General features: G+C 49.1%; 35 protein-coding genes. All 35 read left to right on the top strand.

Features of this window, described 5'->3' with window-relative positions:
- The first annotated feature begins 1 nt into the window (after position 1).
- A complete protein-coding gene (gene rplL, locus ACKU41_RS06200; protein ID WP_319780473.1) occupies positions 2-391 on the top strand; it encodes a 50S ribosomal protein L7/L12 in 390 nt (129 codons plus the stop codon).
- 302 nt (positions 392-693) lie between these two features.
- The gene (rpoB, locus tag ACKU41_RS06195; protein ID WP_319780472.1) at positions 694-4,800 is read left to right on the top strand and encodes a DNA-directed RNA polymerase subunit beta; all 4,107 of its coding nucleotides are present in this window, start codon (positions 694-696) and stop codon (positions 4,798-4,800) included.
- A 65-nt stretch (positions 4,801-4,865) separates the two neighbouring features.
- Positions 4,866-9,023 carry a DNA-directed RNA polymerase subunit beta' gene (rpoC, locus tag ACKU41_RS06190; protein ID WP_319780470.1) on the top strand — a complete coding sequence of 1,386 codons (4,158 nt, stop codon included), beginning with the start codon at positions 4,866-4,868 and terminating at the stop codon, positions 9,021-9,023.
- Positions 9,024-9,178: 155 nt separating this feature from the next.
- Complete coding sequence (rpsL, locus tag ACKU41_RS06185) at positions 9,179-9,550, top strand: 30S ribosomal protein S12 (RefSeq protein ID WP_015851063.1); 372 nt, start codon at positions 9,179-9,181, stop codon at positions 9,548-9,550.
- 26 nt (positions 9,551-9,576) lie between these two features.
- Positions 9,577-10,047: a 30S ribosomal protein S7 gene (gene rpsG, locus ACKU41_RS06180; protein ID WP_319780469.1), complete on the top strand. Its 471-nt coding sequence runs from the start codon at positions 9,577-9,579 to the stop codon at positions 10,045-10,047.
- 57 nt (positions 10,048-10,104) lie between these two features.
- Positions 10,105-12,126 carry an elongation factor G gene (gene fusA, locus ACKU41_RS06175; RefSeq protein WP_407944428.1) on the top strand — a complete coding sequence of 674 codons (2,022 nt, stop codon included), beginning with the start codon at positions 10,105-10,107 and terminating at the stop codon, positions 12,124-12,126.
- A gap of 246 nt (positions 12,127-12,372) precedes the next feature.
- A complete protein-coding gene (rpsJ, locus tag ACKU41_RS06170) occupies positions 12,373-12,690 on the top strand; it encodes a 30S ribosomal protein S10 (protein WP_015851066.1) in 318 nt (105 codons plus the stop codon).
- 14 nt (positions 12,691-12,704) lie between these two features.
- The gene (gene rplC, locus ACKU41_RS06165) at positions 12,705-13,337 is read left to right on the top strand and encodes a 50S ribosomal protein L3 (protein ID WP_319780467.1); all 633 of its coding nucleotides are present in this window, start codon (positions 12,705-12,707) and stop codon (positions 13,335-13,337) included.
- 12 nt (positions 13,338-13,349) lie between these two features.
- Positions 13,350-13,970, top strand: a complete 621-nt coding sequence (gene rplD, locus ACKU41_RS06160) for a 50S ribosomal protein L4 (protein ID WP_319780466.1) — start codon at positions 13,350-13,352, stop codon at positions 13,968-13,970.
- Between the two features lie 2 nt (positions 13,971-13,972).
- Positions 13,973-14,263, top strand: a complete 291-nt coding sequence (gene rplW, locus ACKU41_RS06155) for a 50S ribosomal protein L23 (protein ID WP_015851069.1) — start codon at positions 13,973-13,975, stop codon at positions 14,261-14,263.
- A gap of 3 nt (positions 14,264-14,266) precedes the next feature.
- The gene (rplB, locus tag ACKU41_RS06150; protein WP_319780465.1) at positions 14,267-15,097 is read left to right on the top strand and encodes a 50S ribosomal protein L2; all 831 of its coding nucleotides are present in this window, start codon (positions 14,267-14,269) and stop codon (positions 15,095-15,097) included.
- A gap of 9 nt (positions 15,098-15,106) precedes the next feature.
- A complete protein-coding gene (gene rpsS / locus ACKU41_RS06145; RefSeq protein ID WP_015851071.1) occupies positions 15,107-15,388 on the top strand; it encodes a 30S ribosomal protein S19 in 282 nt (93 codons plus the stop codon).
- Positions 15,389-15,401: 13 nt separating this feature from the next.
- Entirely contained in the window at positions 15,402-15,734 is a 333-nt protein-coding gene (rplV, locus tag ACKU41_RS06140) for a 50S ribosomal protein L22 (protein ID WP_015851072.1), read from the top strand.
- A gap of 9 nt (positions 15,735-15,743) precedes the next feature.
- Entirely contained in the window at positions 15,744-16,385 is a 642-nt protein-coding gene (gene rpsC, locus ACKU41_RS06135; protein WP_319780464.1) for a 30S ribosomal protein S3, read from the top strand.
- A complete protein-coding gene (gene rplP / locus ACKU41_RS06130; RefSeq protein ID WP_319780462.1) occupies positions 16,385-16,798 on the top strand; it encodes a 50S ribosomal protein L16 in 414 nt (137 codons plus the stop codon). Before rpsC ends, rplP begins: the two co-directional genes overlap by 1 nt.
- Position 16,799: 1 nt before the next feature.
- Positions 16,800-16,994, top strand: coding sequence for a 50S ribosomal protein L29 (gene rpmC, locus ACKU41_RS06125; RefSeq protein WP_015851075.1), 195 nt, complete (start codon positions 16,800-16,802; stop codon positions 16,992-16,994).
- Positions 16,995-16,997: 3 nt separating this feature from the next.
- Positions 16,998-17,264, top strand: coding sequence for a 30S ribosomal protein S17 (rpsQ, locus tag ACKU41_RS06120; RefSeq protein WP_319780461.1), 267 nt, complete (start codon positions 16,998-17,000; stop codon positions 17,262-17,264).
- Positions 17,265-17,275: 11 nt separating this feature from the next.
- Positions 17,276-17,644 carry a 50S ribosomal protein L14 gene (rplN, locus tag ACKU41_RS06115; protein WP_015851077.1) on the top strand — a complete coding sequence of 123 codons (369 nt, stop codon included), beginning with the start codon at positions 17,276-17,278 and terminating at the stop codon, positions 17,642-17,644.
- A gap of 25 nt (positions 17,645-17,669) precedes the next feature.
- Positions 17,670-17,987, top strand: coding sequence for a 50S ribosomal protein L24 (gene rplX / locus ACKU41_RS06110; RefSeq protein ID WP_319780460.1), 318 nt, complete (start codon positions 17,670-17,672; stop codon positions 17,985-17,987).
- A gap of 9 nt (positions 17,988-17,996) precedes the next feature.
- Positions 17,997-18,536 carry a 50S ribosomal protein L5 gene (gene rplE, locus ACKU41_RS06105; protein ID WP_015851079.1) on the top strand — a complete coding sequence of 180 codons (540 nt, stop codon included), beginning with the start codon at positions 17,997-17,999 and terminating at the stop codon, positions 18,534-18,536.
- 12 nt (positions 18,537-18,548) lie between these two features.
- Positions 18,549-18,734 (top strand): type Z 30S ribosomal protein S14, encoded by a 186-nt coding sequence (locus ACKU41_RS06100; RefSeq protein ID WP_015337847.1) that lies wholly within the window; start codon positions 18,549-18,551, stop codon positions 18,732-18,734.
- Positions 18,735-18,749: 15 nt separating this feature from the next.
- A complete protein-coding gene (rpsH, locus tag ACKU41_RS06095) occupies positions 18,750-19,133 on the top strand; it encodes a 30S ribosomal protein S8 (protein WP_319780459.1) in 384 nt (127 codons plus the stop codon).
- Positions 19,134-19,145: 12 nt separating this feature from the next.
- On the top strand, positions 19,146-19,682 hold the full coding sequence (gene rplF / locus ACKU41_RS06090; RefSeq protein WP_321404654.1) for a 50S ribosomal protein L6: 537 nt from the start codon (positions 19,146-19,148) through the stop codon (positions 19,680-19,682).
- 12 nt (positions 19,683-19,694) lie between these two features.
- The gene (gene rplR, locus ACKU41_RS06085) at positions 19,695-20,054 is read left to right on the top strand and encodes a 50S ribosomal protein L18 (protein ID WP_163352562.1); all 360 of its coding nucleotides are present in this window, start codon (positions 19,695-19,697) and stop codon (positions 20,052-20,054) included.
- Positions 20,055-20,070: 16 nt separating this feature from the next.
- Positions 20,071-20,562 (top strand): 30S ribosomal protein S5, encoded by a 492-nt coding sequence (gene rpsE / locus ACKU41_RS06080; RefSeq protein ID WP_319780457.1) that lies wholly within the window; start codon positions 20,071-20,073, stop codon positions 20,560-20,562.
- 12 nt (positions 20,563-20,574) lie between these two features.
- Positions 20,575-20,748, top strand: coding sequence for a 50S ribosomal protein L30 (gene rpmD / locus ACKU41_RS06075; protein WP_319780456.1), 174 nt, complete (start codon positions 20,575-20,577; stop codon positions 20,746-20,748).
- On the top strand, positions 20,745-21,191 hold the full coding sequence (gene rplO, locus ACKU41_RS06070; protein ID WP_319780455.1) for a 50S ribosomal protein L15: 447 nt from the start codon (positions 20,745-20,747) through the stop codon (positions 21,189-21,191). The genes rpmD and rplO overlap by 4 nt, the downstream gene beginning before the upstream one ends.
- A 3-nt stretch (positions 21,192-21,194) precedes the next feature.
- Entirely contained in the window at positions 21,195-22,505 is a 1,311-nt protein-coding gene (gene secY, locus ACKU41_RS06065; RefSeq protein WP_319780454.1) for a preprotein translocase subunit SecY, read from the top strand.
- A 5-nt stretch (positions 22,506-22,510) separates the two neighbouring features.
- Positions 22,511-23,278: a type I methionyl aminopeptidase gene (gene map / locus ACKU41_RS06060; RefSeq protein ID WP_319780453.1), complete on the top strand. Its 768-nt coding sequence runs from the start codon at positions 22,511-22,513 to the stop codon at positions 23,276-23,278.
- Positions 23,279-23,467: 189 nt separating this feature from the next.
- Positions 23,468-23,581: a 50S ribosomal protein L36 gene (gene rpmJ / locus ACKU41_RS06055; RefSeq protein ID WP_015851088.1), complete on the top strand. Its 114-nt coding sequence runs from the start codon at positions 23,468-23,470 to the stop codon at positions 23,579-23,581.
- Between the two features lie 12 nt (positions 23,582-23,593).
- Complete coding sequence (gene rpsM / locus ACKU41_RS06050) at positions 23,594-23,965, top strand: 30S ribosomal protein S13 (protein WP_015851089.1); 372 nt, start codon at positions 23,594-23,596, stop codon at positions 23,963-23,965.
- Between the two features lie 72 nt (positions 23,966-24,037).
- A complete protein-coding gene (gene rpsK / locus ACKU41_RS06045) occupies positions 24,038-24,427 on the top strand; it encodes a 30S ribosomal protein S11 (RefSeq protein WP_015851090.1) in 390 nt (129 codons plus the stop codon).
- A gap of 19 nt (positions 24,428-24,446) precedes the next feature.
- The gene (gene rpsD / locus ACKU41_RS06040) at positions 24,447-25,073 is read left to right on the top strand and encodes a 30S ribosomal protein S4 (RefSeq protein ID WP_319780451.1); all 627 of its coding nucleotides are present in this window, start codon (positions 24,447-24,449) and stop codon (positions 25,071-25,073) included.
- A gap of 13 nt (positions 25,074-25,086) precedes the next feature.
- Complete coding sequence (locus tag ACKU41_RS06035; RefSeq protein ID WP_319780450.1) at positions 25,087-26,127, top strand: DNA-directed RNA polymerase subunit alpha; 1,041 nt, start codon at positions 25,087-25,089, stop codon at positions 26,125-26,127.
- Complete coding sequence (rplQ, locus tag ACKU41_RS06030) at positions 26,117-26,527, top strand: 50S ribosomal protein L17 (RefSeq protein WP_321404650.1); 411 nt, start codon at positions 26,117-26,119, stop codon at positions 26,525-26,527. Before ACKU41_RS06035 ends, rplQ begins: the two co-directional genes overlap by 11 nt.
- Positions 26,528-26,535: the final 8 nt, after the last annotated feature.

Below are 26,535 nucleotides of genomic sequence, written 5' to 3'. Positions count from 1 at the left end.
CATGGCAGATATCACCAAAGATCAGGTAGTTGATTTTATTTCCAATATGACCGTTCTCGAACTCTCCGAGTTCATCAAAGAACTTGAAGAAAAATTCGGCGTTTCCGCTGCAGCTCCCGTAGCAGCAGTAGCAGCTATGCCCGGCGCAGCTGGCGGCGAAGCAGCAGCTGGCGAAGAGCAGACTGAATTCGACGTAATTCTGAAGTCTGCTGGCGGCAACAAAATTGCTGTAATCAAAGCTGTTCGCGCTCTGACCGGTCTCGGCCTCAAAGAAGCCAAGGCTAAAGTTGACGAAGCTCCCGCAGCTATCAAAGAAGGCGTTGAAAAAGCAGAAGCTGAAGAAGCTCTCAAGCAGCTTGAAGAAGCCGGTGCTGAAGCCGAAATGAAGTAATTCAAGCGAATTTATCGCTAATGCAAGAGGAGCGCAAACCCCTGTAAAACGGGGTTGCGCTCTTCTCGCTGTTAAAAAGATTGACAAAATTGCCTGATCAATTATTTTGGTAGGATTCGGAAAAGGCGCAGCCGGATCTTTAAGCGCGATCAAAATAACCTTCTAAAAATTTCTTTTCAGGCATGTTGTTCTGCCGCCTACGTTTATCTTGTACTTTTTGACTTGTAACTGACTATTTATTGGTTGATGTTCGTCAAATTGCTTCATTCCAACCCTAACCTTCTCACTTGATTGAGGATACGATGGGTCAGCTCAGAAAAATATTTGGAAAGATCAAAGTTACTCTGCCGATTCCCCACTTGCTTGAACTGCAGGTGGATTCCTTCAAAAAATTCCTTCAGGAAGGCGTAGCCCCCGCAAGCCGGGCGGACGTCGGACTCGAAGGGGTTTTTCGTTCGGTTTTTCCGATTGAGGATTTCAATAAAACCGCAAGCCTCGAATATGTCAGCTACGACATCGGCGAGCCTAAATATGATATGGATGAGTGTATATCCAAGGGCCTCACTTATGAAGCTCCGATCCGTATCAAGGTTCGCCTTGTGGTTTTTGATGTCGATGAAGAGACTGAAAGCAGAACTATCCGCGACATTAAAGAGCAGGATATTTATTTCGGAACCGTGCCGCTTATGAGCGAGCAGGGAACCTTTATTATAAATGGTACTGAACGCGTTATAGTTAACCAGCTCCAGCGTTCTCCCGGTATCATCTTCGAACATGATTCCGGCAAAACCCATACTAGCCGCAAGGTTCTGTATAGCTGCCGCATTATTCCTATGCGCGGTTCCTGGTTGGATTTTGACTTCGACCATAAAGATATTCTTTATGTTCGTATTGACCGTCGTCGAAAAATGCCTGCGACTGTGCTTCTTAAAGCCATGGGCCTTTCCAAGCAGGACATACTCGACTACTTTTATGAAGTTGAAGAGTATCAGATTGACCGTCATATTGTGCGCCGCAAGGTTGTCGAAAATCAGTTCCGTAAGGAAAATGCATGGGTTGACCTCTGCCTTGAAGATGGCAAAGTCATCGTCAACCGCGATAAGCCTGTAACTAAGTTCAGCTGGAAAAAACTTATCCGCGGTGGTGTTGAATACATTGAAGTTGATCCCAAGTCTCTTGTAGGACAATTTGCTTTCAACGACATCACTGACCCGGATACTGGCGAAGTAATTGCTGAAGCAGCTGATGAGATCACCGAAGATATCTTTGAACGCATTCTTGAAGTGGGTCTCAAAGATGTCAAAGTTCTGCACACTCAGGGTGCCGATGTATCTTCCGCATTGCGTGATTCCATGATGCTGGATAAGACCACAGACGTTGAATCTGCTCAGATTGAAATCTACCGCAGACTTCGCCCCAGCTCTCCGCCTACAGCTGAAATCGCTGCAAACTTCTTTGAGAACCTGTTCCGCAGTTCAGATTACTACGACCTTTCCAGTGTTGGTCGCTATAAGTTGAACGCGCGTCTCAATATTGAGACTCCCCTTGAGTTACGCACATTGACCAATGAAGACATTCTTACTGCGGTCAAGGTTCTTTGCAAGCTTAAGGACAGCCACGGTCCCGCTGATGATATTGATAACCTCGGTAACAGACGTGTCCGTCCTGTTGGTGAACTGGTGGAAAACCAGTACCGTATCGGTCTGGTGCGCATGGAAAGAGCCATCAAGGAGCGCATGAGCCTTCAGGAAGTGGCCACTCTTATGCCGCATGACCTGATCAACCCCAAGCCGGTGGCAGCAGTACTGAAGGAATTCTTCGGAACTTCCCAGTTGTCACAGTTCATGGACCAGACCAACCCTCTTTCCGAAGTCACCCATAAGCGCAGACTTTCGGCCTTGGGACCCGGTGGTCTTACCCGTGAACGAGCAGGCTTCGAAGTTCGTGACGTACATGTTTCTCACTACGGACGAATCTGCCCCATTGAAACTCCTGAAGGTCCGAACATCGGTCTGATTGTTTCTTTGACAACATACTCCAAGGTCAATGATTTCGGTTTCATTGAAAGTCCTTACAGGACCATCAAAGATTCTACCATGACCGATGAGATTTTATATTATGATGCTACCCGTGAAGTAGGACATGTTGTTGCTCAGGCGAACGCACCCATTGATGAAAATGGTATGTTCTCCAACCCGTTGGTAACCGCACGTCTTAACGGTGATGTTTCCATGCATCCGCGAGAGGACGCTACTCTTATGGACATCAGCCCCAGCCAGACAGTTTCCGTGTCTGCTGCACTGATTCCTTTCCTTGAGCATGACGATGCTAACCGCGCACTCATGGGTTCCAACATGCAGCGTCAGGCTGTTCCCCTGTTGAAAACCTCCAAGCCTCTGGTCGGTACCGGCATGGAAGCTAACGTAGCTCAGGACTCCGGTAGCTGCGTTCTCGCTGAGAATGACGGTGTTATTGACTATGTTGATGCTGAACGTCTTGTTGTTCGTTATGACGACGGTGTTTATCCCGACACCGGCGGCGTTAAGCACTACGAGCTGCAGAAATGGCATAAGTCAAACCAGAACTCGTGCTACGGACAGCGTCCCCGTCTGCCGATCGGTACCCCTGTCAAAAAAGGCGATGTTCTTGCTGACGGCCCCGGTATTTCTGATGGTGAACTTGCTCTTGGTAAGAACCTGCTTGTAGCTTTTATGCCCTGGTGCGGATACAACTTTGAGGACTCCATCCTCATTTCCGAGCGCGTGGTCAAGGAAGACGTGTTTACCTCAGTACATATTGAGGAGTTTGAACTGGTCGCCCGTGATACCAAGCTCGGACCCGAAGAAGTCACACGTGATATTCCCAACGTGAGTGAAGACATGCTCAGCAACCTTGACGAATGCGGTATCATTCGCCTCGGTGCACGCATCGCGCCCGATGATATCCTTGTCGGTAAGATCACTCCCAAAGGTGAAACCCAGCTTACTCCCGAAGAAAAGCTGCTTCGTGCAATCTTCGGTGACAAAGCCCGCGATGTGAAAAACACTTCACTTAAAGTTCCGCCGGGAATCGAAGGTACTATCGTTGATGTAAAAGTCTTCAACCGTCGTTCCGGTGAAAAAGACGACCGTACCAGAAATATTGAGGATTTCGAGCTTGCCAAACATGACATGAAAGAGAGCAAGCATATTGAATCCCTGACTAACAAAACCCGCGTTAAAATTGCGGAAGTTGTTGTAAATAAGCAGATCGCCCAGACCCTCATGGGTCGCAGAAAGGGTGAGGTTCTTGCAGAAGCCGGACACATCATAACTGATGAAGTTCTTGCTGAAGTACCTCTCAAGAAACTGGGCGGACTCTTTGCAGATAAAGATACCAACGAAGCAGTTAAGCAACTGCTCGCTGAATATGATAAGCAGATTCGCATCATCAAGGGTATTTACGATGTGAAGCGCGAAAAAGTTACCGAAGGTGATGACCTGCCCCCGGGCGTAATCAAGATGGTCAAAGTCTACATCGCTGTTAAGCGTAAGCTTAGCGTTGGTGACAAAATGGCCGGTCGCCACGGTAACAAGGGTGTTGTATCCAACATCTTGCCTGAACAGGATCTTCCGTTCTTTGCAAACGGTACTCCCGTTGATATCGTGCTGAACCCCCTTGGTGTTCCTTCACGTATGAACATCGGTCAGATCATGGAAACGCATCTTGGCTGGGCGGCTCTCGCATTGGGACAGAAGTTCGCAGCTATGCTTGATTCCGGCGAAGCTCTCGGAGTTATCCGTCAGGAGATCAAGGACACCTTTGACTCCGAAGATGTCTACGAACTGATCGATTCTCTGGATGATGAAGAATTCAGACTGGCAGTAAATAAAGCACGCGACGGTATTGTCACCAAAACCCCGGTCTTTGACGGTGCAACCGAAGAAGAAATCTGGGATCTGGTCGGCAAAACCGGTATTGGCGAAGATGGTAAAGTCACCCTGTACGACGGACGTACCGGTGATCCTTTCCACAACCGCGTAACCGTAGGCGTAATGTACATTCTCAAGCTTCATCACCTTGTTGATGAAAAGATCCACGCCCGTTCTACCGGTCCTTACTCGCTGGTTACCCAGCAGCCTCTCGGCGGTAAAGCCCAGTTTGGTGGTCAGCGTCTTGGTGAGATGGAAGTTTGGGCTCTTGAAGCTTACGGTGCAGCCTACCTGCTTCAGGAATTCCTGACTGTAAAGTCCGATGATGTGACCGGTCGTGTTAAGATGTACGAAAAGATCGTCAAGGGAGATAACTTCCTTGAAGCCGGTCTGCCTGAATCCTTTAACGTTCTGGTCAAGGAGCTCATGTCCCTTGGCCTTGATGTTAACCTCCTTCAGGACGAAGCAGAAGAAACTGCTGCTGCCGACAAGAAATAATGAACGCGGGGGTCTGAAAAAGGCCCCCGCGATGAATAAAACCTTTTCATGTAAGGGGTATATTAATGAGTCTGGACGAACTGTTCACTATGCGTAGAACATCCGGTGCAGGCCTCGCTGGACGCGGCCTCAAAGGTATTCAGATTTCCATTGCTTCTCCCGAGAAGATCCGAGAGTGGTCTTTCGGTGAAGTCAAGAAGCCCGAGACCATCAACTACAGGACTTTCAAGCCGGAAAGAGATGGTCTTTTCTGCGCTAAAATTTTCGGACCCGTAAAAGACTACGAGTGTAACTGCGGTAAGTACAAGCGCATGAAACACCGCGGCATCGTATGTGAAAAATGCGGTGTTGAAGTTATCGCTTCCAAAGTCAGACGTGAACGCATGGGCCACATTGAGCTTGCCGCTCCTGTCGCCCATATCTGGTTTTTGAAGACACTGCCTTCCAAGATTGGTACCTTGCTGGATATCACCATGGCCGATCTTGAAAAGGTTCTGTACTTCGATTCCTACATTGTACTGAATCCGGGTGAAACTCCTCTCAAGCAGTATCAGATTATTTCCGAGGACCAGTATTTTCAGGTTATCGACCACTACGGTGAAGAAGCCATTGAAGTCGGCATGGGTGCTGAGACCATCAAAGGTCTGCTGGCTCAGATTGATATGCCTGCACTTCGCCATGAGCTCCGCGAAGAATCCCTGACTACACGTTCCCAGACCAAAAAGAAAAAGCTGACCAAACGTCTTAAGATCGTCGAAGCTTTTCTTGAATCCGGTAACGATTGTCAGTGGATGATCATGGATGTTGTGCCGGTTATTCCGCCCGAACTTCGTCCTCTGGTTCCTCTTGATGGCGGCCGTTTTGCAACATCAGATCTTAACGATCTTTACCGCCGCGTTATTAACAGGAACAACCGTTTGAAGCGACTCATTGAACTCGGTGCTCCGGATATTATCATCCGCAACGAGAAGCGTATGCTGCAGGAGTCCGTCGACGCATTGTTCGACAATGGACGTCGTGGCCGCGCAATCACCGGTACCAATGGTCGTCCCTTGAAATCTCTTTCAGACATGATCAAGGGTAAACAGGGCCGCTTCCGTCAGAACCTGCTTGGTAAGCGTGTTGACTACTCAGGCCGTTCCGTAATTGTCGTTGGTCCGAAGCTGAAACTGCACCAGTGCGGTCTTCCCAAGAAGATGGCTCTGGAACTGTTTAAGCCCTTTATTTACGCTGAACTTGAGCGCAGGGAGATCGCTACAACCATCAAGAGCGCTAAAAAGATGGTTGAGCGTGAAGACCTTGTTGTCTGGGATATCCTCGACGATGTTGTTCGCGAATACCCCATTATGCTCAACCGTGCTCCGACCCTTCACCGTCTTGGTATCCAGTCTTTCGAGCCGACTCTGGTAGAAGGTAAGGCTATTCAGTTGCATCCGCTGGTATGTTCTGCATACAACGCTGACTTTGACGGTGACCAGATGGCTGTTCACGTTCCTCTTTCTGTGGAAGCGCAGATTGAGTGTCGTGTTCTGATGATGTCTTCAAACAACATCCTGTCGCCTGCTAACGGGCAGCCGATCATCAACCCCTCTCAGGATATTGTTCTCGGTCTGTACTATCTGACTGTTGAGCGTTCTTTCTCCAAAGGGGAAGGCATGGTTTTCACGGCACCGTGGGAAGTTATTGCCGCTTTGGATGCAAAAGTTGTCAGCATGCACGCTCGCGTTAAGGTTCGTGTCGAAGGCCAGCTCGTGGAAACAACTCCCGGACGTATCCTTGTAGGTGAATTGCTCCCCGAAGGAATGGGCTACGAGTACGCCAACGTGGTCATGACCAAGAAAAACATTGCCAAGCTGGTTTCCAGTGCCTACCGCACCGCAGGCAGCAAAGCGACTGTCATTCTTTGTGACCGCCTCAAGGACCTTGGTTACGAGCACGCAACCCGCGCTGCAGTGACCATCGGCGTTAAAGACTTAACCATTCCTGCTGCGAAAGCGGGCCTGCTTGACGCAGCTTACGCCGAAGTTGAAAACATTGAATCCCAGTACCGCGAAGGTATCATCACCCGTACTGAGAAGTACAACAAAGTTGTCGACGTTTGGACCAAAGTAACCAACGACGTATCAACTGAGATGACCAACGAAATGTCCACCGATGTCATGGTTGATCCCAAGACAGGTAAGCAGGTAACAAACTCTTCCTTCAACCCGGTCTTCATGATGGCACATTCCGGTGCTCGTGGTAACCAGGACCAGATGCGTCAGCTTGCAGGTATGCGTGGTCTGATGGCGAAACCTTCCGGTGAAATTATCGAAACTCCGATTACTTCATCCTTCCGTGAAGGTCTCTCCGTTCTCCAGTACTTTATTTCTACTCACGGTGCTCGTAAAGGTCTCGCCGATACCGCGCTGAAAACAGCGAACTCCGGTTATCTTACCCGTCGTCTCGTTGACGTAGTTCAGGACGTGACAATTGCTGAACACGACTGCCGCACAGTCGATGGACTTGAGTTGACCCACTACATCAAGGGTGGCGAAATCAAGGAAAGACTGGCGGAAAAAGTTCTCGGCCGCGTGACAATTTACGACGTTGTCAAGGAAGATACCGGTGAGATCCTTGTCCCTGCCGATTCTCTTATTGATGAAGCAGCAGCCAAGATCATTGATGAAAACGGTATCAACTCCATGACTGTGCGTTCTCCTTTGACCTGCCGTTCGAAGCACGGTATATGCGCCATGTGTTATGGGCGTGACCTTGCGAGAGGGCATGTTGTAAACGTAGGTGAAACCGTAGGTATCATCGCAGCGCAGTCCATTGGTGAGCCTGGAACACAGCTGACAATGCGTACCTTCCACATCGGTGGTACAGCAAGCCGTGAAATTCAGCAGTCATCTTTTGAAGCACAGCATAACGGTTCTGTTGTTCTGAACCGTATGCGCTCCGTCCGCAACGCCGACGGCCATCAGATGGTCCTTGGTAAGAGTTGCCAGATAGGTATCGTGGACGAGCAGGGCAGGGAGCGTGAAAAATACGTTCTCCCGCTTGGTGCAAAACTTTTTGTTGAAGAAGGGCAGCAGATCACACAGGGAACCATGCTGGCCGAGTGGGATCCGCTTGCAGAACCCTTCATCACAGAAGTAACCGGTACGGTTAAGTTTACCGACCTCGTTGAAGGTAAAACTTATCAGGAGCGTGTTGACGAAGCCACAGGGCAGACTACCTTCACAATCCAGGAATATCGTACCACCAACTTTAAACCGTCACTCTCCATCTGCGACGAAGAAGGTGAACCCCTGACTCGTCCAGGATCCACCTTGAAAGCGATTTATCCGCTTCCGGTCGGTGCGATTTTGATGGTTAGGGATGGTAATATCGTCAATGCTGGTGATATTATCGCCCGTAAGCTTCGTGAAACTTCAAAGACCAAAGACATTGTTGGTGGTCTTCCCCGAGTTGCGGAGCTGTTTGAAGTGCGTAAACCAAAGGAACTTGGAATCATTTCGGAGATTGATGGTGTGGTCTCCTATGGACCTGAATCCAAAGGCAAGCGCAAAATTGTTGTTACCCCTGAAATTGGTGAAACCAAAGAATATCTTGTGCCTAAAGGCCGTCATATCACAGCTCAGGAAGGCGACTTCGTAGAAGCCGGTGACCTGATGACTGAAGGCCTGCCTGAACTGCACGACATCCTGAAAGTTAAGGGTGAGAAATATCTCGCACGCTTTCTGGTTGAAGAAATTCAGGATGTTTACCGTTTCCAGGGTGTTGGAATTAACGATAAGCACATCGAAGTTATTGTCCGCCAGATGCTCAAGAAGGTCAGCATCGTTGATCCCGGTGAGACCCATTTTCTTGTGGGCGAACAGGTGGACAAGCAGCGCTTCATGGAAACCAACCAGGACGCTGTCGCCAACGGACTTAAGCCTGCTACCGCACAGACACATGTTCTCGGTATCACTCAGGCTTCTCTTTCAACCGCTTCTTTCATATCAGCTGCTTCTTTCCAGGAGACTACCAAGGTTCTTACCGAGTCATCCTTGTGCGGCAAGAAAGACTATCTGCGCGGCCTGAAAGAAAACGTCATTGTTGGTCGACTCATTCCGGCCGGGACCGGTTTCCGCAAGTATGCACGTACTGACATTGTCGTTCCAGACCAGCCTGAACGTGCTGATAAGTTCCTTGAAGAACTTGAAGATGAGCCGTTGCTCGTTAACGAAAGATAGTGCTGGCGCCAGTACGCAGACTCATCCGGAAGAGCAGGTGGTTGCAGCCTGACTTGAGGGGTGTTGATGAAGTATTGCACATTTGTCCTTGACAAATTGTGAAATATTAGTCTAACTGCGTCGGTCTTTGCAATAAAATTAAATTTGGAGGGTTCATGCCAACCATCAATCAGCTTATAAGAAAAGGGCGTGAAAAGCAGCTCAAGCGTAAGAAGACTCCTGCGCTTCAGGCCTGCCCCCAGCGCCGTGGCGTTTGTACTCGTGTGTACACAACTACCCCTAAGAAGCCTAACTCCGCACTGCGTAAGGTCGCTCGTGTGCGTCTGACTAATGCCATCGAAGTTACTGCATACATCGGTGGTGAAGGTCATAATCTTCAGGAACACTCCGTGGTACTTATCCGTGGTGGTCGTGTAAAAGACTTACCTGGTGTACGTTACCACATTGTTCGCGGCTCTCTTGACACCGCAGGTGTTGCTGATCGTCGTCAGGGTCGTTCCAAGTACGGCGCAAAGCGTCCTAAATAGCATTAAATTCCAAGGAGTATACCAATATGCCTCGTAAAGGTCCGGTATCCAAAAGACAAATTCTTCCCGATCCGGTATACGGATCCCAGCTCGCAACCAAGTTCATGAACAGACTCATGTACGACGGTAAGAAGAGTGTGTCTGAAAATATATTCTACCAAGCTCTTGAATTCCTCGGTGACAAAACTCAGGAAGATCCGATCAAGGCTTTTGAAAAGGCAGTGGAAAACGTTAAGCCTCACGTGGAAGTAAAGTCCCGCCGAGTCGGTGGTGCTACTTATCAGGTGCCTGTTGAAGTCCGTCCCGATCGTCAGGTTTCTCTGGCTATCAGATGGCTGATCAACTACGCACGTTCCAGAGGTGAGAAGGGCATGGTCGCCCGTCTTAGCGGTGAGTTCCTCGATGCTTACAACAAGCGCGGCGGAGCTGTGAAGAAAAAGGAAGACACCCATCGTATGGCCGAAGCCAACAAGGCTTTTGCTCACTACCGTTGGTAATCGGAGTACAAAGTGGCTAGACAGGTTGCTAGAGATAAACAGCGTAACATTGGTATCATGGCCCACATTGATGCGGGTAAGACTACCACTACAGAGCGCATCCTTTTCTATACTGGTGTTTCTCATAAAATCGGTGAAGTTCATGACGGCGAAGCCACCATGGACTGGATGGTTCAGGAACAGGAACGCGGCATTACCATTACCAGTGCTGCAACTACCTGTATGTGGAAAGATCACCGCGTCAACATTATTGATACTCCCGGTCACGTTGACTTCACTATGGAAGTTGAGCGTGCGCTGCGCGTACTTGACGGCGCAGTAGCCGTTTTCGACGCAGTTGCCGGTGTTGAACCTCAGTCTGAAACTGTATGGCGTCAGGCTGATAGATATAAAGTTCCCCGTATGGCTTTCGTTAACAAGATGGACCGTATCGGAGCAGACTTCTTCCGTTGTGTAGAAATGCTCAAGGACCGTCTCGGCGCAAAAGCCGTTCCCCTTCAGATTCCTATCGGAGCTGAAGATGAATATCAGGGTGCAGTTGACCTTATCACTGGTAAGGCATTCATCTACACCGACGTCATGGGCAAGGATTATTCCATTGAGGATATTCCTGCCGACCTGATGGATAAATACGAAGCCATGCGCCTCGAAATGATCGAAGCCATTGCTGAAGAAGATGAAGAACTTCTTGATAAATACCTCGGAGGAGAAGAACTCACCCCCGAAGAAATCATCAAGGGTATCCGTACAGCAACAATCAATCTGACCATCTGCCCTGTTCTTTGCGGTACCGCTTTCAAGAACAAAGGTGTTCAGCCCCTGCTTGACGCTGTCGTGGATTATCTTCCTTCTCCGCTTGATATTAAAGCTATTGTTGGTATTGATCCTCACAGTGAAAAGGAAATTAAGTGTCCTTGTGATGATGATCTTCCTCTCGCAGCTCTTTCCTTCAAGCTCATGACCGACCCCTTTGTCGGTCACCTTACCTTCCTGCGCCTGTACTCCGGTAAAATTGAATCCGGTGCTACTTTCATCAACGGCGCAACTGGTAAAAAAGAGCGTATTGGTCGTCTGCTGAAGATGCATGCCAACAAGCGTGAAGAAATCAAGGAAGCATACGCTGGTGACATCGTAGCTGCTGTTGGTCTCAAAAACATGGCTACCGGTGACACTCTTTGTGAGCAGAAAAATGCAGTTGTACTCGAATCCCTCGATATTCCCGAGCCTGTAATCGAAGTTGCAATTGAACCCAAGACCAAGGCTGACCGCGATCTGCTCAGTCAGGGGCTTGCAAAGCTCGCTAAGGAAGACCCCTCTTTCCGCGTTAAAGGTGACGAGGAAACCGGTCAGACTCTTATTGCAGGTATGGGCGAACTTCACCTCGAAGTTATCGTTGACCGCCTGCTCCGTGAGTTCAATGTTAACGCAAACGTCGGTGCTCCCCGCGTTGCTTACCGCGAAACTATCACCAAGCAGGTGGAAGTTGACCATAAGTACGCAAAGCAGTCCGGTGGTCGTGGTCAGTACGGTCACGTTGTCGTTACCATCGAGCCCAACAAAGAAGCTGAATACGAATTCGTCGACGAAATTAAAGGCGGCGTAATTCCGAAAGAATACATTCCCGCAGTTGACCGTGGTATCCACGATGCAATGAAGAACGGTGTTATCGCCGGCTACCCGCTCGTAGACATCAAGGCCACACTGACCTTCGGTTCCTACCACGATGTTGACTCCTCCGAGCAGGCGTTCTACATCGCCGGTTCTATGGCGCTGAAGGAAGCTGTTAAGAAAGCTGCTCCCCAGTTGCTCGAGCCCATCATGTCTGTTGAAGTTGTTACTCCTGAAGAGTACCTCGGCGACGTCATGGGTGACCTTAATGGTCGCCGTGGCCGTGTCGGTTCCATGGAAGCCCGTGCTAATGCACAGGTTGTTAAGTGCGACGTTCCTCTGAGCGAAATGTTCGGTTATGCAACTGACCTCCGCTCCAAGACTCAGGGCCGTGCTACTTTTACCATGCAATTCGACCATTACGAGCCTGTTCCTGCTTCCATTGCTGAAGAGCTGATCAATAAAAATTAGATTAAATTTAATTTTAAGCTCATTTTAGCTTGACAGCAGTGCTGAAAAAGCAATATACCTCCCGGACCCATAGTGTTCGGGAGGTTCTTATTTTTACGGGAACCGCCCCGTGAAACCACAGAGATAGGGTATAAGGTCCGGCATGCTGGCTGGACGACCATACCAGGCCAGGAAGGAGACACCTCACAATCCTTCTTACCGTTGCACGTAAAAGGCCGTCTCTGAATTCATTTAGGAGAAATTAACATGGTTTCTATGACTAGTGATCGTATCAGGATCAAGCTCAAGGCATACGACTACCGTATCCTTGATAAAGCAGTTACCGAGATTGTGGATACTGCCCGCAATACCGGAGCTGCTATCGCAGGTCCCATCCCGCTGCCTACACAGATCAGCCGTACTACCATTCAGCGTTCTGTACACGTAGACAAAAAGTCTCGTGAGCAGTTTGAGATGAGAATCCACAAGCGTCTGCTTGATATTCTTGAACCCACCCAGCAGACCGTTGACGCACTCGGCAAGCTTAGCCTGCCCGCTGGTGTTGACGTTGAAATCAAGCTGTAAGGGAGGGATTCAACATGGCAAAAACTATCGGTTTACTCGGTAAAAAACTGGGCATGACCCGCGTCTTTGCGGACGACGGTTCTATCGTGCCTGTCACTGTTCTCGAAGTAGGTCCTTGCCCTGTAATGCAGGTTAAGACTGAAGATAAGGAAGGCTACAACGCCATCCAGCTCGGCTACGACGCTCTTCCCGAGCGCAAGGTTAACAAACCCGCGAAAGGCCATCAGGAAAAAGCCGGTAAAGGCTACTTCCGTCACCTTCGTGAGTTTCCCCTTGAGTCTGTAGCTGACTACGAACTGGGCCAGGAAATTTCCGTGGACATCTTTGCCGCAGGTGAAAAGGTAAAAGTTACCGGCACCTCAAAGGGTAAAGGTTTCCAGGGTGTAATGAAGCGCTGGAACTTTGCTGGTTCCCGTGCGTCCCACGGTGCTGAAAAGGTACACCGTTCTCCTGGTTCCATCGGCCACGCTACTTTCCCTGGCAAAGTATTCAAAGGCAAAAAAATGCCCGGTCAGATGGGTAACGAGCGCGTTACTGTTTCCAACATTGAAATCGTAGACGTTCGTGCAGACGAAAACGTTCTCGTGGTTAAGGGACAGGTTCCCGGACCTAAGAACGGTCTCGTTATGATCCGTAAGACCAGCTAGAGGAATTAAAAAATGGCTACCATTACTATATATGATCAAACTAAAAAGGAAGTCGGGAGCATGGATCTGGCTCCGGAAGTTTTCGAAGTTCCGGTCAAGCCTGAAATCCTGCATCTCGTAGTACGTTCCCAGCTTGCAGCCAAACGTCAGGGTACTCATGCCACCAAAACTCGTGGTATGAAACGTGGCGGTGGTGCTAAGCCTTGGCGTCAGAAGGGCACCGGTCGTGCTCGTTCAGGCTCCACACGTTCACCCCTGTGGCGTGGTGGTGGAACTACTTTCGGTCCCCAGCCCCGCGACTACTCCTTCAAGGTTAATAAAAAGGTCCGCCGTCTTGCTCTCAGGATGGCTCTTACTTCCAGATTCAGCGAAGAAAAGATGATGGTTGTAAAGAACATCGACCTGCCCGAGATTAAGACTAAGCTCTTCGTTGAAGTTGCTGAAGCTCTTGGTCTTGAAAAAGCCTTGGTCGTTGTCAAGGACGCAGATAACAAACTCCTCCTTTCTGCGAGGAACATCCCCGGCATTAAGCTTATCACTGCCGATCAGCTGAATGTTTATGACATTCTGAAAGCTCGTCAGCTGGTAATGCTTGAGAACGCAGCACAGGATCTGCAGGAGAGGTTGAAATAGTCATGGACTATACTCAGATTCTTATCAAACCGGTAATATCGGAAAAGGCTACTGACATTAAGGAAGCAGCCAATCAGGTTGCCTTCTACGTGCTGCCTTCTGCCAACAAGACTGAAGTCAAAAAAGCAGTTGAATCTGCTTTTGACGTCAAGGTTGATTCCGTACGTATCGTACGTAAAAGACCTGGTCTTCGCAGAAAGTTCGGCCGTGTTGTCGGCAAATTGTCCGGCTACAAGAAAGCTTACGTTAAGCTTTCCGAAGGCGAAAAAATCGAATTCTTCGAAGGAGTTTAAGAGATGGCTACTCGTAAACTGAAGCCGACCTCGCCGGGTCGCCGGTTCCAGACTATCTCCACCTTTGAGGAGATTACCAAGTCTACTCCGGAAAAGTCCCTTACCAAGGGTCTGACCAAGAAGGCCGGTAGAAACAATAACGGCCGGGTTACTTCTCGTCGTCGTGGCGGTGGCGTTAAACGTCTTTACCGTATCATCGACTTCAAACGTAATAAAGTTGAAGTACCCGCAACTGTTGCTTCAATCGAATATGATCCCAACAGGTCCGCACGCATCGCTCTGCTTCACTACGCAGACGGTGAAAAGCGCTACATTCTTTGTCCTGTAGGACTGAACAAGGGTGATATGATTCTGGCTGGTGAAAAAGCCGATATCAAACCCGGTAACGCTCTCCTGCTGAAGAACATTCCTGTTGGTACTATCGTTCACAATATCGAATTGTATCCCGGAAAAGGTGGACAGTTCTGCCGCGCTGCCGGTACCTATGCACAGCTCATTGCTAAAGAAGGCAAATATGCTCTTCTGCGCATGCCTTCCGGCGAAGTCCGCAAGGTGCTCGCTACTTGCTGTGCAACCGTAGGTCAGGTTGGTAACATCCACCACGAAAACATTACCCTCGGTAAAGCTGGCCGTAACCGCTGGCTGGGTCGCAGACCTAAAGTTCGTGGTGTTGCCATGAACCCGATCGATCACCCCCTCGGTGGTGGTGAAGGTCGCAGTTCCGGTGGTAGACACCCCGTTTCTCCTTGGGGTATGCCTGCTAAGGGATACAAGACCCGCAGTAAGAAGAAACCTTCTTCCAAGCTCATCGTTAAACGCCGCGGGCAGAGGTAGGAGACTGTAATGCCAAGATCACTGAAAAAAGGCCCGTTTATTGACGATCATCTGCTTAAAAAGGTCGTAAAAGCTCAGGAATCAGGTGACCGCAAGGTTATCCAGACCTGGTCCCGTCGCTCAACTATCATTCCCGAAATGGTAGGTTTGACCTTCGCAGTACATAATGGCCGTAAGTTTATTCCTGTCTTCGTGACCGAAAACATGGTAGGACATAAGTTGGGCGAATTCTCCCCCACCCGTACCTACTACGGCCACGCTGCAGATAAGAAAAGCAAGGCCAAACGCTAGAAGGTGTTGAGCAATGGAAGCAAGAGCTATTGCAAAATATATGCGCATTTCTCCTAGGAAAGTGCGCTTGGTAGCGGAAAACATCAAGGGAAAGCCGGTTGAGGAAGCCCTCAACATTCTGAAATTCACTCCCAAAAAGGGTGCTGAAATGCTCAGTAAAGTGCTTTACTCTGCAGTGGCTAATGCCGAGCAGATTCCCGGAGTGGATGTTGACTCTCTCTGCGTGGACATCGTTAAAGTTGACGAAGGTCCTACCTGGAAGAGAATTCAGCCCAGGGCTATGGGTCGTGCGTATCGCATTCGCAAGCGCACCAGCCATATAACCGTCGTAGTAAAAGAAATGTAGGGTAGTGTCATGGGTCAGAAAGTACATCCATACGGCTTCAGACTTGGATACACCAAGAACTGGCTTTCCAGATGGTTCTCCAGTAAGGACTATCCCGCTTTCGTCTACGAAGACGACAGCATTCGTAAATATGTAAAAGAGAAGATCTTTCACGCAGGTGTCTCCAAAATCGAGATTGAGCGTGCCGGCGGCAAAATCCGTCTGATCATCCACACTGCACGTCCCGGTATCGTTATCGGCCGTAAAGGTGTTGAGATCGAAAAGCTCCGTGAAGATCTTCGTAGAAAATTCAATAAAGAATTCGCTCTCGAAGTAAATGAAATTCGCCGTCCCGAAACCGACGCGCAGCTCGTTGCTGAAAATATTGCACAGCAGCTTGAGCGCCGTGTGGCTTTCCGCCGCGCTATGAAGCGCATTGTGGGCCTTGCCCGCAAGTTCGGCGCAGAGGGTATCAAAGTGGCTTGTGCCGGTCGTCTTGCCGGTGCTGAAATTGCTCGTACCGAATGGTACCGCGATGGCCGTGTGCCCCTTCAGACTCTTAGAGCTGACATCGATTACGGTGTAGCAAGAGCTAACACCACCTACGGTGTCATTGGCATCAAGGTCTGGATCTTCAAAGGTGAAATTCTCGACCACGAGGTGGAACAGTAATGCTATCACCTAAGAAAGTTAAATTCCGTAAACGTCAGAAAGGTCGTCTGAAAGGTAAAGCCCAGCGCGGTTCTACTATCGCTTTTGGCGATATCGCGATTAAGACTCTGGAACACGGAAAACTTACCAACAACCAGATTGAATCAGCTCGTATCGCTATCATGCGTCACATCAAGCGTGGCGGTCAGGTTTGGATCAGGGTTTTCCCCGACATGCCTATCACTGCCAAGCCTGCTGAAGTCAGACAGGGTAAAGGTAAAGGTTCCCCAGTCGGTTGGGTTGCCCCGGTTAAACCCGGTCGTATTCTGTACGAAGTTAAGGGCGTTGATATTGAACTGGCCAAAGAAGCTTTGGTCCGTGCATCTCACAAGCTTCCTGTTAAAACTACCATTGTAGTCAAGGAGGGATTGTAAAATGAAAGCCAAAGAACTTCGTGAACTCGACAACGCTGCTCTGAATGAGAAGCTTGCAGAAGCTCGTCAGGAGCTTTTCAACCTTCGTTTCCAGCACGCTACTGCTCAGCTGGAAAACACCCAGAGACTGTCCGATGTTAAAAAAGACATCGCAAAGATCCTCACCGTGCAGCGTGAAAAGGAACTGGGAGCATAAGCCATGGCAGAGCTTAATCTGAAAGGAAACAGGCGCGTGCTGACCGGCGTTGTTGTCTCCGACAAAGCCGACAAGACAATTGTCGTTCGTTGTGAGACCCTCGTTAAGCACCCCCTGTATAAAAAATTCATCCGTCGCCACACCAAATTCATGGCACATGATCCGTCCAACGAGTGCGGTATCGGCGATAAGGTGCAGATTGTTGAATTCCGCCCCCTTAGCCGGCGCAAAAGGTGGCATCTCGATAAAATTCTGGAAAAAGCAGTTTAGGGGTATTAGCTATGATTCAGGTAGAATCTAAACTTGACGTAGCAGATAACTCTGGTGCCAAAAAAGTATCTTGCATCAAGGTACTTGGCGGTTCCAAGAGACGCTACGCCAGTGTCGGAGACATTATTGTGGTTTCCGTTAAGGAAGCGATGCCCCATTCCAAAGTGAAGAAGGGCGCTGTGATGAAGGCAGTTGTTGTTCGTACCAAAAAAGAAATTGGTCGTCCTGACGGTTCCTACATCAAGTTCGACAATAACTCTGCCGTTCTTCTGAACAACTCCATGGACCCGGTAGGGACCCGTATCTTCGGGCCCGTAGCAAGAGAACTCAGAGGCGCAGGCTTCATGAAGATCGTTTCTCTCGCTCCCGAGGTTCTGTAATCCTTATCACAAGAAGGTAAACGGCATGAACAAGATACATGTTGATGACAAAGTAATGGTCATCGCCGGCAAGGATAAGGGGAAGATCGGTAAGGTCCTCAAGATCAACCGCAAGAAGGACACTGTCCTTGTAGAGCAGGTTAATATGGTTTCCAGGCACACCAAGCCGAACCCTTATGCAAACCAGCCCGGCGGAATCGTTGAGAAAGAAGCCCCTATTCACATCTCCAACATTCAGGTTGTGTGCCCCGCTTGCACTAAAGCAACCCGAGTTGGCGTACGTGAGACCGAAGACGGAAAAAACATCCGTTTTTGTAAAAAATGTAACGAAATCATCGACTAGGGTTTTGCGATGACACGTCTCGAAAAAATATATACGGACAAGGTCGCCCCGGCTCTTAACAAAGAGTTCGGGTACAAGAGTTCGATGGAGATTCCCGGTATAAAGGCAATCTCTCTGAACATCGGACTCGGTGAAGCAAGCCAGAACGCTAAGCTCATCGACGGTGCTGTTGAAGAACTGACTGCTATTGCAGGTCAGCGCGCAGTTGTCACCAGAGCGAAAAAGTCAATTGCAGCTTTTAAGCTGCGCGAAGGAATGCCTGTAGGTTCCCGTGTAACTCTTCGCAGAGATCTCATGTGGGACTTCCTGGATAAGCTGATCAGCTTTGCACTTCCTCGTGTTCGCGACTTCCGCGGAATTCCTGACAAAGGCTTCGATGGACGCGGCAACTTCACCCTCGGAATCAAGGAACTGACTATCTTTCCTGAGATTCAGCTCGATAAAATCGAGATTACTAAAGGGATGAACGTGACTATCGTCACCTCCGCTAAAACTGATAAAGAAGGCAAGATGCTCCTCGAGCTTCTTGGAATGCCCTTCAAGAAATAGGAGGATATCGTTTTGGCCAGGACAGCTTTAAAAGTTAAGGCGAAACGTAAGCCTAAGTTCAAAGTGCGCGAATATAACAGATGTCCCATCTGCGGTCGTCCTCGTGCATTCCTGCGCAAATATGGCATCTGCCGTATCTGCTTCAGGGAAAAGGCCCTTGCGGGTGAACTTCCCGGCGTGCGTAAAGCCAGCTGGTAATATAAGGAGTTTAAAATGCCTGTTGTCGATCCTATCGCCGATATGCTGACCCGCATTCGCAATGCTCACGGTGCTTATCATAAGTCCGTGTCCATTCCCGGGTCCAAGATCAAAACAGCTATCGCCGGGATTCTCAAGGATGAAGGTTATATCGTTGACTTCACTGCTGAAGATAACGAAATTAACGTCACCCTCAAGTATGTTGATGGAAAAGCCCTTATTAGTGGCATGAAAAAAATCAGCACACCCGGTCGTCGCGTGTTTGTAGGCGTTGAAGATATTCCCTCAGTCCTCAACGGACTTGGGATTTGCATACTTTCCACTTCAAAGGGCGTAGTTGACGGCGTTAAAGCTAAAGAGCTTAACGTTGGCGGCGAACTCTTGTGCGAAATCTGGTAGAGAGGTTTTATTATGTCCAGAATTGGAAAAAAACCTATTGATATACCTTCCGGAGTGGAAGTAACTGTTGGTGCAGATGTGGTTTCCGTAAAGGGACCCAAAGGCACCATCACCACCCCGGTACACCCCATGGTCAGCTTTTCCGTTGCTGATAATGTGGTCGAGGTGAAGAGGTCTGGCGATTCCCGTCAGGAACGTGCTCAGCACGGCCTGCACCGTTCCCTGCTTTCCAACTGCATTGAAGGAGTCTCCAAAGGCTTCTCCAAGACTTTGGAAGTAGTCGGTGTTGGTTACAAGGTTAGCGTACAGGGTAAAAACATCGTTCTTAACGTTGGTTTCTCCCACCCCGTTAACTATGAACTGCCTGCTGGAATTGAAGCTAGCGCAGAAGGCAACACAAAGCTCACCATCAGCGGCGTAGACAAGCAGTTGGTCGGTGAAGTTGCAGCGCAGCTGCGTCGTGTACGTCCGCCGGAGCCTTATAAAGGCAAGGGCGTCAAGTACATCGATGAACAGATCAGACGTAAAGCCGGTAAGTCCGGTAAATAGTAGGGTAAAGCCATGAAAATGACTAAAGAACAGGCAAGACAGCGTAAAAAGATCCGCATCCGCAAAAAAATCAGCGGTACTGCAGCTCGCCCGCGTCTTGTTGTATTCCGTTCAAATAAGCACATCTACGCTCAGCTCGTGGATGATCTGATTGGCAAAACCGTGACCGCTTCTTCTTCCAAAGCCCTCGCCAAAGACGGTGAAGCTCTTAAGCTTACCTGCGAGACTGCAGCTCAGGTCGGTAAAGACATTGCTGCAAAGGCTAAGGAACTCAAGATCGAAACAGTTGTTTTCGACCGTAGCGGTTATATCTATCACGGCAGGGTCAAGGCCCTGGCAGACGGCGCTCGTGAGGGTGGCCTGAAATTCTAAACTTATGGGAATATCCATGGAACAGAATGATCTGGGTCTGATTGAAAAAATCGTTTACCTCAACCGAGTAGCTAAAGTTGTTAAGGGTGGTAGAAGGTTTTCCTTCAGCGCCCTGGTTGTGGTAGGTGACGGTAAAGGTCAGGTCGGTTTCGGACTTGGTAAGGCAAACGAGGTTCCTGAAGCTATCAGAAAAGCTTCTGAGAAAGCTCGCAAAGAAATGATCTCCGTTCCTTTGCTGGACGGAACTCTCCCTTACGAAGTTCTCGGCCGTTACGGTGCAGGACGCGTAATGCTCAAGCCCGCCTCCAAGGGTACCGGTATCATCGCCGGTGGTCCTGTGCGTGCGGTACTTGAAGTTGTAGGCGTACACGATATCCTTACTAAGGCTATCGGCACCAACAACCCGCATAACGTCCTTCGCGCGACTATCGCCGGACTTGCTTCCCTTCGCAGTGCTGAAGAAGTTGGTCAGCTTCGCGGGAAGACAGTTGTGACTCCCAGAAAGTAGGAGGACATAGTTATGCTTAAGGTAAAACTCGTACGCAGCATGATCGGCTGCAATCCCAAACAGCGTGCCACTGTTAAGGCACTGGGACTGCGCAAGATCAGACAGGAAAAAAGCTTTGAAGATTCTCCCGTCATCAGAGGGATGATCAAAAAAGTTGAGCACCTTGTGGAGGTAACTGAATCATGAGGCTGCACGAAATATATCCGTTCGAAGAGGAACGTAAAAATCGCAAGCGCGTAGGTCGCGGCGGCGGCTCCGGCTGGGGTGGAACCTCCGGCAAGGGTCATAAAGGACAGAATGCTCGCTCCGGCGGCGGTGTCCCTGCCTGGTTTGAAGGCGGTCAGATGCCTCTGGCTCGTCGTCTGCCTAAGCGCGGTTTCAAGAATCCTTTCCGCGAAGAGTACGTAGCTCTCAACGTAGGTCAGATTCTTGGCGCCTTCGAAGGTAAAACCGAAATCTCCCTTGAAGACATTTACGAAAAAGGCCTTTGCAAAAAAGGTGCACTCGTTAAAGTCCTCGGTATGGGTGAAGTTGGTGCTGCCGTAACCATCGAAGCACACCGCTTCAGCGCATCTGCGACTGAAAAGATCACAAAGGCAGGTGGTACTGCCAAAGCCCTGGAAGGATAAAACGTGGCATTGTCTGGAGTTGATAATCTTTCCCGACTGCCGGAACTGAAGAAAAAGCTCCTTTGGACTTTTCTTCTTCTGGCTGTCTACCGGATCGGGATTCATATCCCGGTCCCGGGCGTAGACAGCTCAGCATTGGCCGATTTTTTTGAGAGTGTTTCCAACACTCTCTTCGGCCTTTTTGACATGTTCTCAGGCGGCGGGTTGCGTAACTTGTCCATATTCGCGTTAGGGATCATGCCCTATATATCCGCGTCTATTATCGTTCAACTTCTAGGTGTGGTCAGTCCCACCATTAAACGGCTTCAGGAAGAAGGGGCTCAGGGACGCAAGAAGATTACACAGTACACCAGATACGGCACTGTACTGATTACATTAGTTCAGGGTTTCGGCATCGCTGTCGGGCTGGAAAGTATGACCAGTCCTACCGGTGCCCCTGTTGTACTGCATGCAGGATGGGCTTTCCGCGGAATAACCATCCTGACTCTGACAGCAGGTACTGTTTTTCTGATGTGGCTCGGTGAGCAAATGACCGAGAAAGGCATTGGTAACGGTATCTCTATGATCATTTTTGCCGGTATTGTGGCAGGACTTCCCGCCGCTATTTTCAATACTTTCAGATTGATGCAGGCTGGTGAGATTACACTTTTCCTGCTTCTTTTTGTTTTGGCATTTATGGTCGCCATTCTCGCTTTTATCGTATATATGGAGCGTGGACAGCGCAGGATTCCAATCCATTATGCCAAGCGCATGATGGGACGTAAAATGATGGGCGGACAGACCACACATCTGCCCCTGCGAATTAACACCGCCGGTGTTATTCCCCCCATCTTTGCATCCAGTATCCTGATGTTCCCAGCAACCTTGGCCAGTTTTTCGAACAATGAGATTCTTTCCAAGTTCTCTGCGTACTTCGCTCCGTCTTCCATCGTATATAACCTTGTATACGTCGCCCTGATTATATTCTTCTGTTATTTTTACACTGCGATCATGTTTGATCCCAAAGGAATAGCAGAGAATATTCAGAAACAGGGTGGTTTTATTCCCGGTATTCGTCCCGGTAACAGAACACGTGAATACATTGACCGTATTCTGACCAGGATCACTCTCTGGGGATCTCTGTACGTAGCAGCTATCTGCGTACTGCCTATGATTCTGATCGCTCAGTTCAACGTGCCTTTCTACTTTGGTGGAACCGCACTGCTCATCGTTGTCGGTGTAGCCATGGACTTTATGGGTAAGATTGAATCCTACATGATTTCCCGTCAGTATGAGGGACTCATGGGTAAGGGCAGTAAGATCAAAGGCAGGTAATTGCTTTGAAAAAGTACAGAGGTATCTACCTCAAAAATGACAAGGAGATTGGCCTCATGCGTGAGGCCAATCGTCTTGTTTCTACCATACTGGATATGTTGGGCGAGGCTATCAAGCCGGGGATTACGACCATGAGCCTTGAAGAAGCAGCCTGCCAAGCCTGCGAAGGTTTCGGGGTTAAACCGGCTTTTAAAGGTTACCACGGATTTCCATTCGCCCTTTGCTGCTCTGTGAACGAGGAAATTGTTCACGGATTTCCTTCTGAGAAAAGAGTTCTTGAAGAAGGTGATATAGTCAGCATTGATATGGGTGTTATTTATCAGGGATTTTATGGGGACTCAGCCCGTACTTACCCGGTAGGTGCTATTGCTGACTCTACCCGTAAGCTCCTTGATGTTACCCGTGAATCTCTTATGCTCGGTATCAAACAGGCATTGCCTGGTAACAGTCTTTATGATATTTCCCGGGCAGTTCAGGAATATGCTGAAGGAGCAGGGTTCGGAGTTGTGCGCCGTTTTGTGGGGCACGGCATCGGGCGAAACCTTCATGAAAAACCTGAAGTACCCAACTTTGTACCCTCGGGTCTTCCAGGTGTGCAGCTTAGAACGGGAATGGTCCTCGCCATCGAACCGATGGTGACCGAAGGTTCTCACGATATCGAGATTCTCGATGACAATTGGACCGCTGTGACCAAGGACGGGAAGCTGTCCGCCCATTTCGAGCACACCATTGCCATTACTGCGGACGGGCCTCAGATTTTGAGCCTGTCATAAATTATTTTTAGGTACTCCAGAGGGGTTGATTTTTTTAAAATCATTCTGTAGAGTACACGTCTTGAATTTCGCGGCAACGAAAGACTGGCATGGTACGGTTACCCTTCAGTGGGTAGCTGAGGCATTAGGCCCACAGTCGGCTAGCTCCCGACTGTTGAAACTGTTTAACTGCATTATTTGGAGACGGTCATGAAAGTAAGACCATCTGTTAAGAAGATTTGTCCCAAATGCAAAGTAATCAGACGCAAGGGTGTTCTGAGGGTTATTTGTGACAACCCCAGACACAAACAGCGTCAAGGATAGAGAGGTATAACTGTGGCTCGTATCGCTGGAGTAGACCTTCCGAAAAATAAGCGTTTGGATATTGCACTGACTTACATCTACGGTGTAGGTCGGACTACCGCTCTCAAGATTCTTGATACTGTTGGTATTGACTGGACACTCAAAACTGACGATCTCAGTGGCGAGCAGGTGAACACCATCCGTAAGGAACTTGAAGATAATTACAAAGTTGAAGGTGACCTTCGCCGCGATCAGATTGCTGACATTAAGCGTCTGATGGATATCGGATGTTACCGCGGACTGCGTCACCGTCGCGGATTGCCCGTGCGCGGTCAGAGCTCTAAGACCAACGCAAGAACTCGCAAAGGTCCCCGTCGCTCTGTCATGAGCAGAAAGAAGAAATAATTCAATCCGCAGTTGTCAGACCATGATAAGGTCTTCGTGCTGCTGATATAAATTCATTCTGGAGAGAATGGTATGGCTAGACCTCGCCGTTCCGGCAAGAAAAAAGAGAAAAAGAATGTTCCCGTGGGCATCGCTCACGTAAAAGCAACATTCAATAATACCATCATTACCTTCACTGATCTGAAAGGTAACGTAATCAGCTGGGCTACTTCCGGTGCTTCCGGTTTCAAGGGATCCAGAAAATCTACTCCCTTTGCTGCACAGGTTGCTGCTGAAACCGCTGCCAGAAAAGCTCAGGATCAGGGTATGCGTACTGTTGGTATTTTTGTCAAAGGCCCCGGCTCCGGTCGTGAAGCAGCTATGCGCGCAATCGGTAACGTCGGTATGAAGGTTAACTTCATTCGCGATATAACACCCATCCCGCACAACGGCTGTCGTCCGCCGAAACGTCGCAGGGTCTAATTTCGAAGGAGTAATAACCTTGGCCAGATATACTAAAGCAAAATGCAGACTGTGCCGCCGAGAAGGCGAAAAGCTTTTCATTAAAGGCGACCGCTGCTTTACTGATAAGTGTTCTTATGAACGTCGTCCTTATGCTCCCGGTATTGCCGGTCGCATGAGAAAGAAAATGAGTGACTACGCTATTCAGCTTCGTGAGAAGCAGAAAGTGCGTCGCATGTACGGTGTCCTGGAAGGCCAGTTCCGCAGCTATTTCAAGCGTGCTGATTCCATGAAGGGTGTTACCGGTGCGAACCTGCTCATGCTTCTTGAGACCCGCCTTGATAATACTGTTTACCGTCTTGGTTTTGCCAACTCCCGTGCGCAGGCTCGCCAGCTCGTGAAACACGGCATCTTCACCAAAAACGGCAGACGTGTTAATGTTCCTTCTATGCACGTTAAGCCCGGTGATGTAATCGAGGTTCGTGAAGAATCCCGTAAAATCCCCGTGATTACTGAAGCACAGGAAGTTATTGCCCGTCGCGGTTGCCCTGAGTGGCTTGAATCCGATGGCGCAAAATTTAAAGGTGAAGTTAAAGCGATGCCGACTAGGGAAGATATCCAGTTCCCTATCAACGAACAGCTGATTGTCGAGCTGTACTCCAAATAAGAAGGATTAGTGCATGCTTATTCAAGACGGTGACAAACTCATCAACACCCGCAACTGGGCCGAGCTGGTTAAGCCGGAACAGCTTGTGCGTGACCCCAAGTCTAACGAGCTTTACGGTAAGTTCATTTGTGAACCCCTTGAGCGCGGATTTGGAACAACCATCGGTAACTCTCTTCGGAGAGTGCTGCTCTCCTCAATGCAGGGAGCTGCCGCGGTTGCTGTAAAGATCGAAGGAGTTCAGCACGAATTCACCACTATTGAAGGTGTGATGGAAGATGTGACTGAGATTGTTCTGAACATCAAGCAGATCAGATTCGCAATGACTACAGATGAACCCCAGTTTCTTACCCTCAGGGTAAACAAACAGGGCGTCGTCACCGCAGCTGATATTCAGGAAAACCAGAACGTCAAAGTCCTCAATCCTGAGCAGATTATTGCGACTCTGTCTGAGAAGATGGACATGGAGATGACTTTCGAGATCCGCATGGGCAAGGGCTATGTTCCTGCTGACATGCACGATGGTCTTGTCAATGAGATCGGTCATATTGTGCTCGACTCAAGCTTCTCTCCCATTCGTAAGGTTGCTTACAGTGTGGAGCAGGCCCGTGTCGGTCAGATGACCAACTATGACAAACTTATCCTCGAAGTTTTCACTGACGGTTCCGTTACCCCTGAGGATGCAATTGCCTACAGTGCAAAAATCCTCAAGGATCAGCTCTCCGTATTCATCAATTTTGATGAAATGGGATCCGAGCAGGAAGAGTCCAAAGAAAGCGACCTCGATCTTAACCCGAATCTGTTCAAGAGCATCGATGAACTCGAACTGTCCGTTCGTGCTACAAACTGCCTCAAGGCTGCCAACATCCGTATTGTTGGTGAACTTGTGCAGCGCACTGAACAGGCCATGCTTAAAACCAAGAACTTCGGACGTAAGTCTCTCGACGAAATCCGTCGTGTTCTTGACAGCATGGATCTCAAGTTCGGTATGATCCTCGAGGATTTCGATAAAAAGCATCAGGAATGGCTGAAGAGGAAAGAGAAAAATGAGGCATAAAAAGTCCGGAAGAAAGTTCAACAGGAGCAATTCTCACAGGAAAGCCATGCTGAAAAACATGGTTCGCTCCCTGCTGACCTACGAACATATCCGTACCACAGAGCCCAAGGCAAAGGAACTGAGAAGCTCCTGTGAAAAGCTGATCACCCTTGCCCTTCGCAATGATCTCCACTCCAGACGTCTTGCATACAAGACTCTTGAGAACCATGGTCTTGTTAAGAGGCTCTTCGATGAAATCGGACCCCGCTATGTTGGCGGCGGTGGTGGTTACACACGCATCATCAAGCTCGCTGATCCCCGTAAGGGTGATTGCGCTCCTATGTGCATCATCGAGCTTACCAAACGTGCTGAAGCTTCTGTTGAAGCAGCAGCACCTGCTGAAGAAGCTCAGGAAGCATAAATCAATGC

It is taken from the genome of Maridesulfovibrio sp., assembly GCF_963678865.1.
Taxonomy (GTDB): domain Bacteria; phylum Desulfobacterota; class Desulfovibrionia; order Desulfovibrionales; family Desulfovibrionaceae; genus Maridesulfovibrio.
This window is presented reverse-complemented; position numbering and strand designations above follow the sequence as displayed.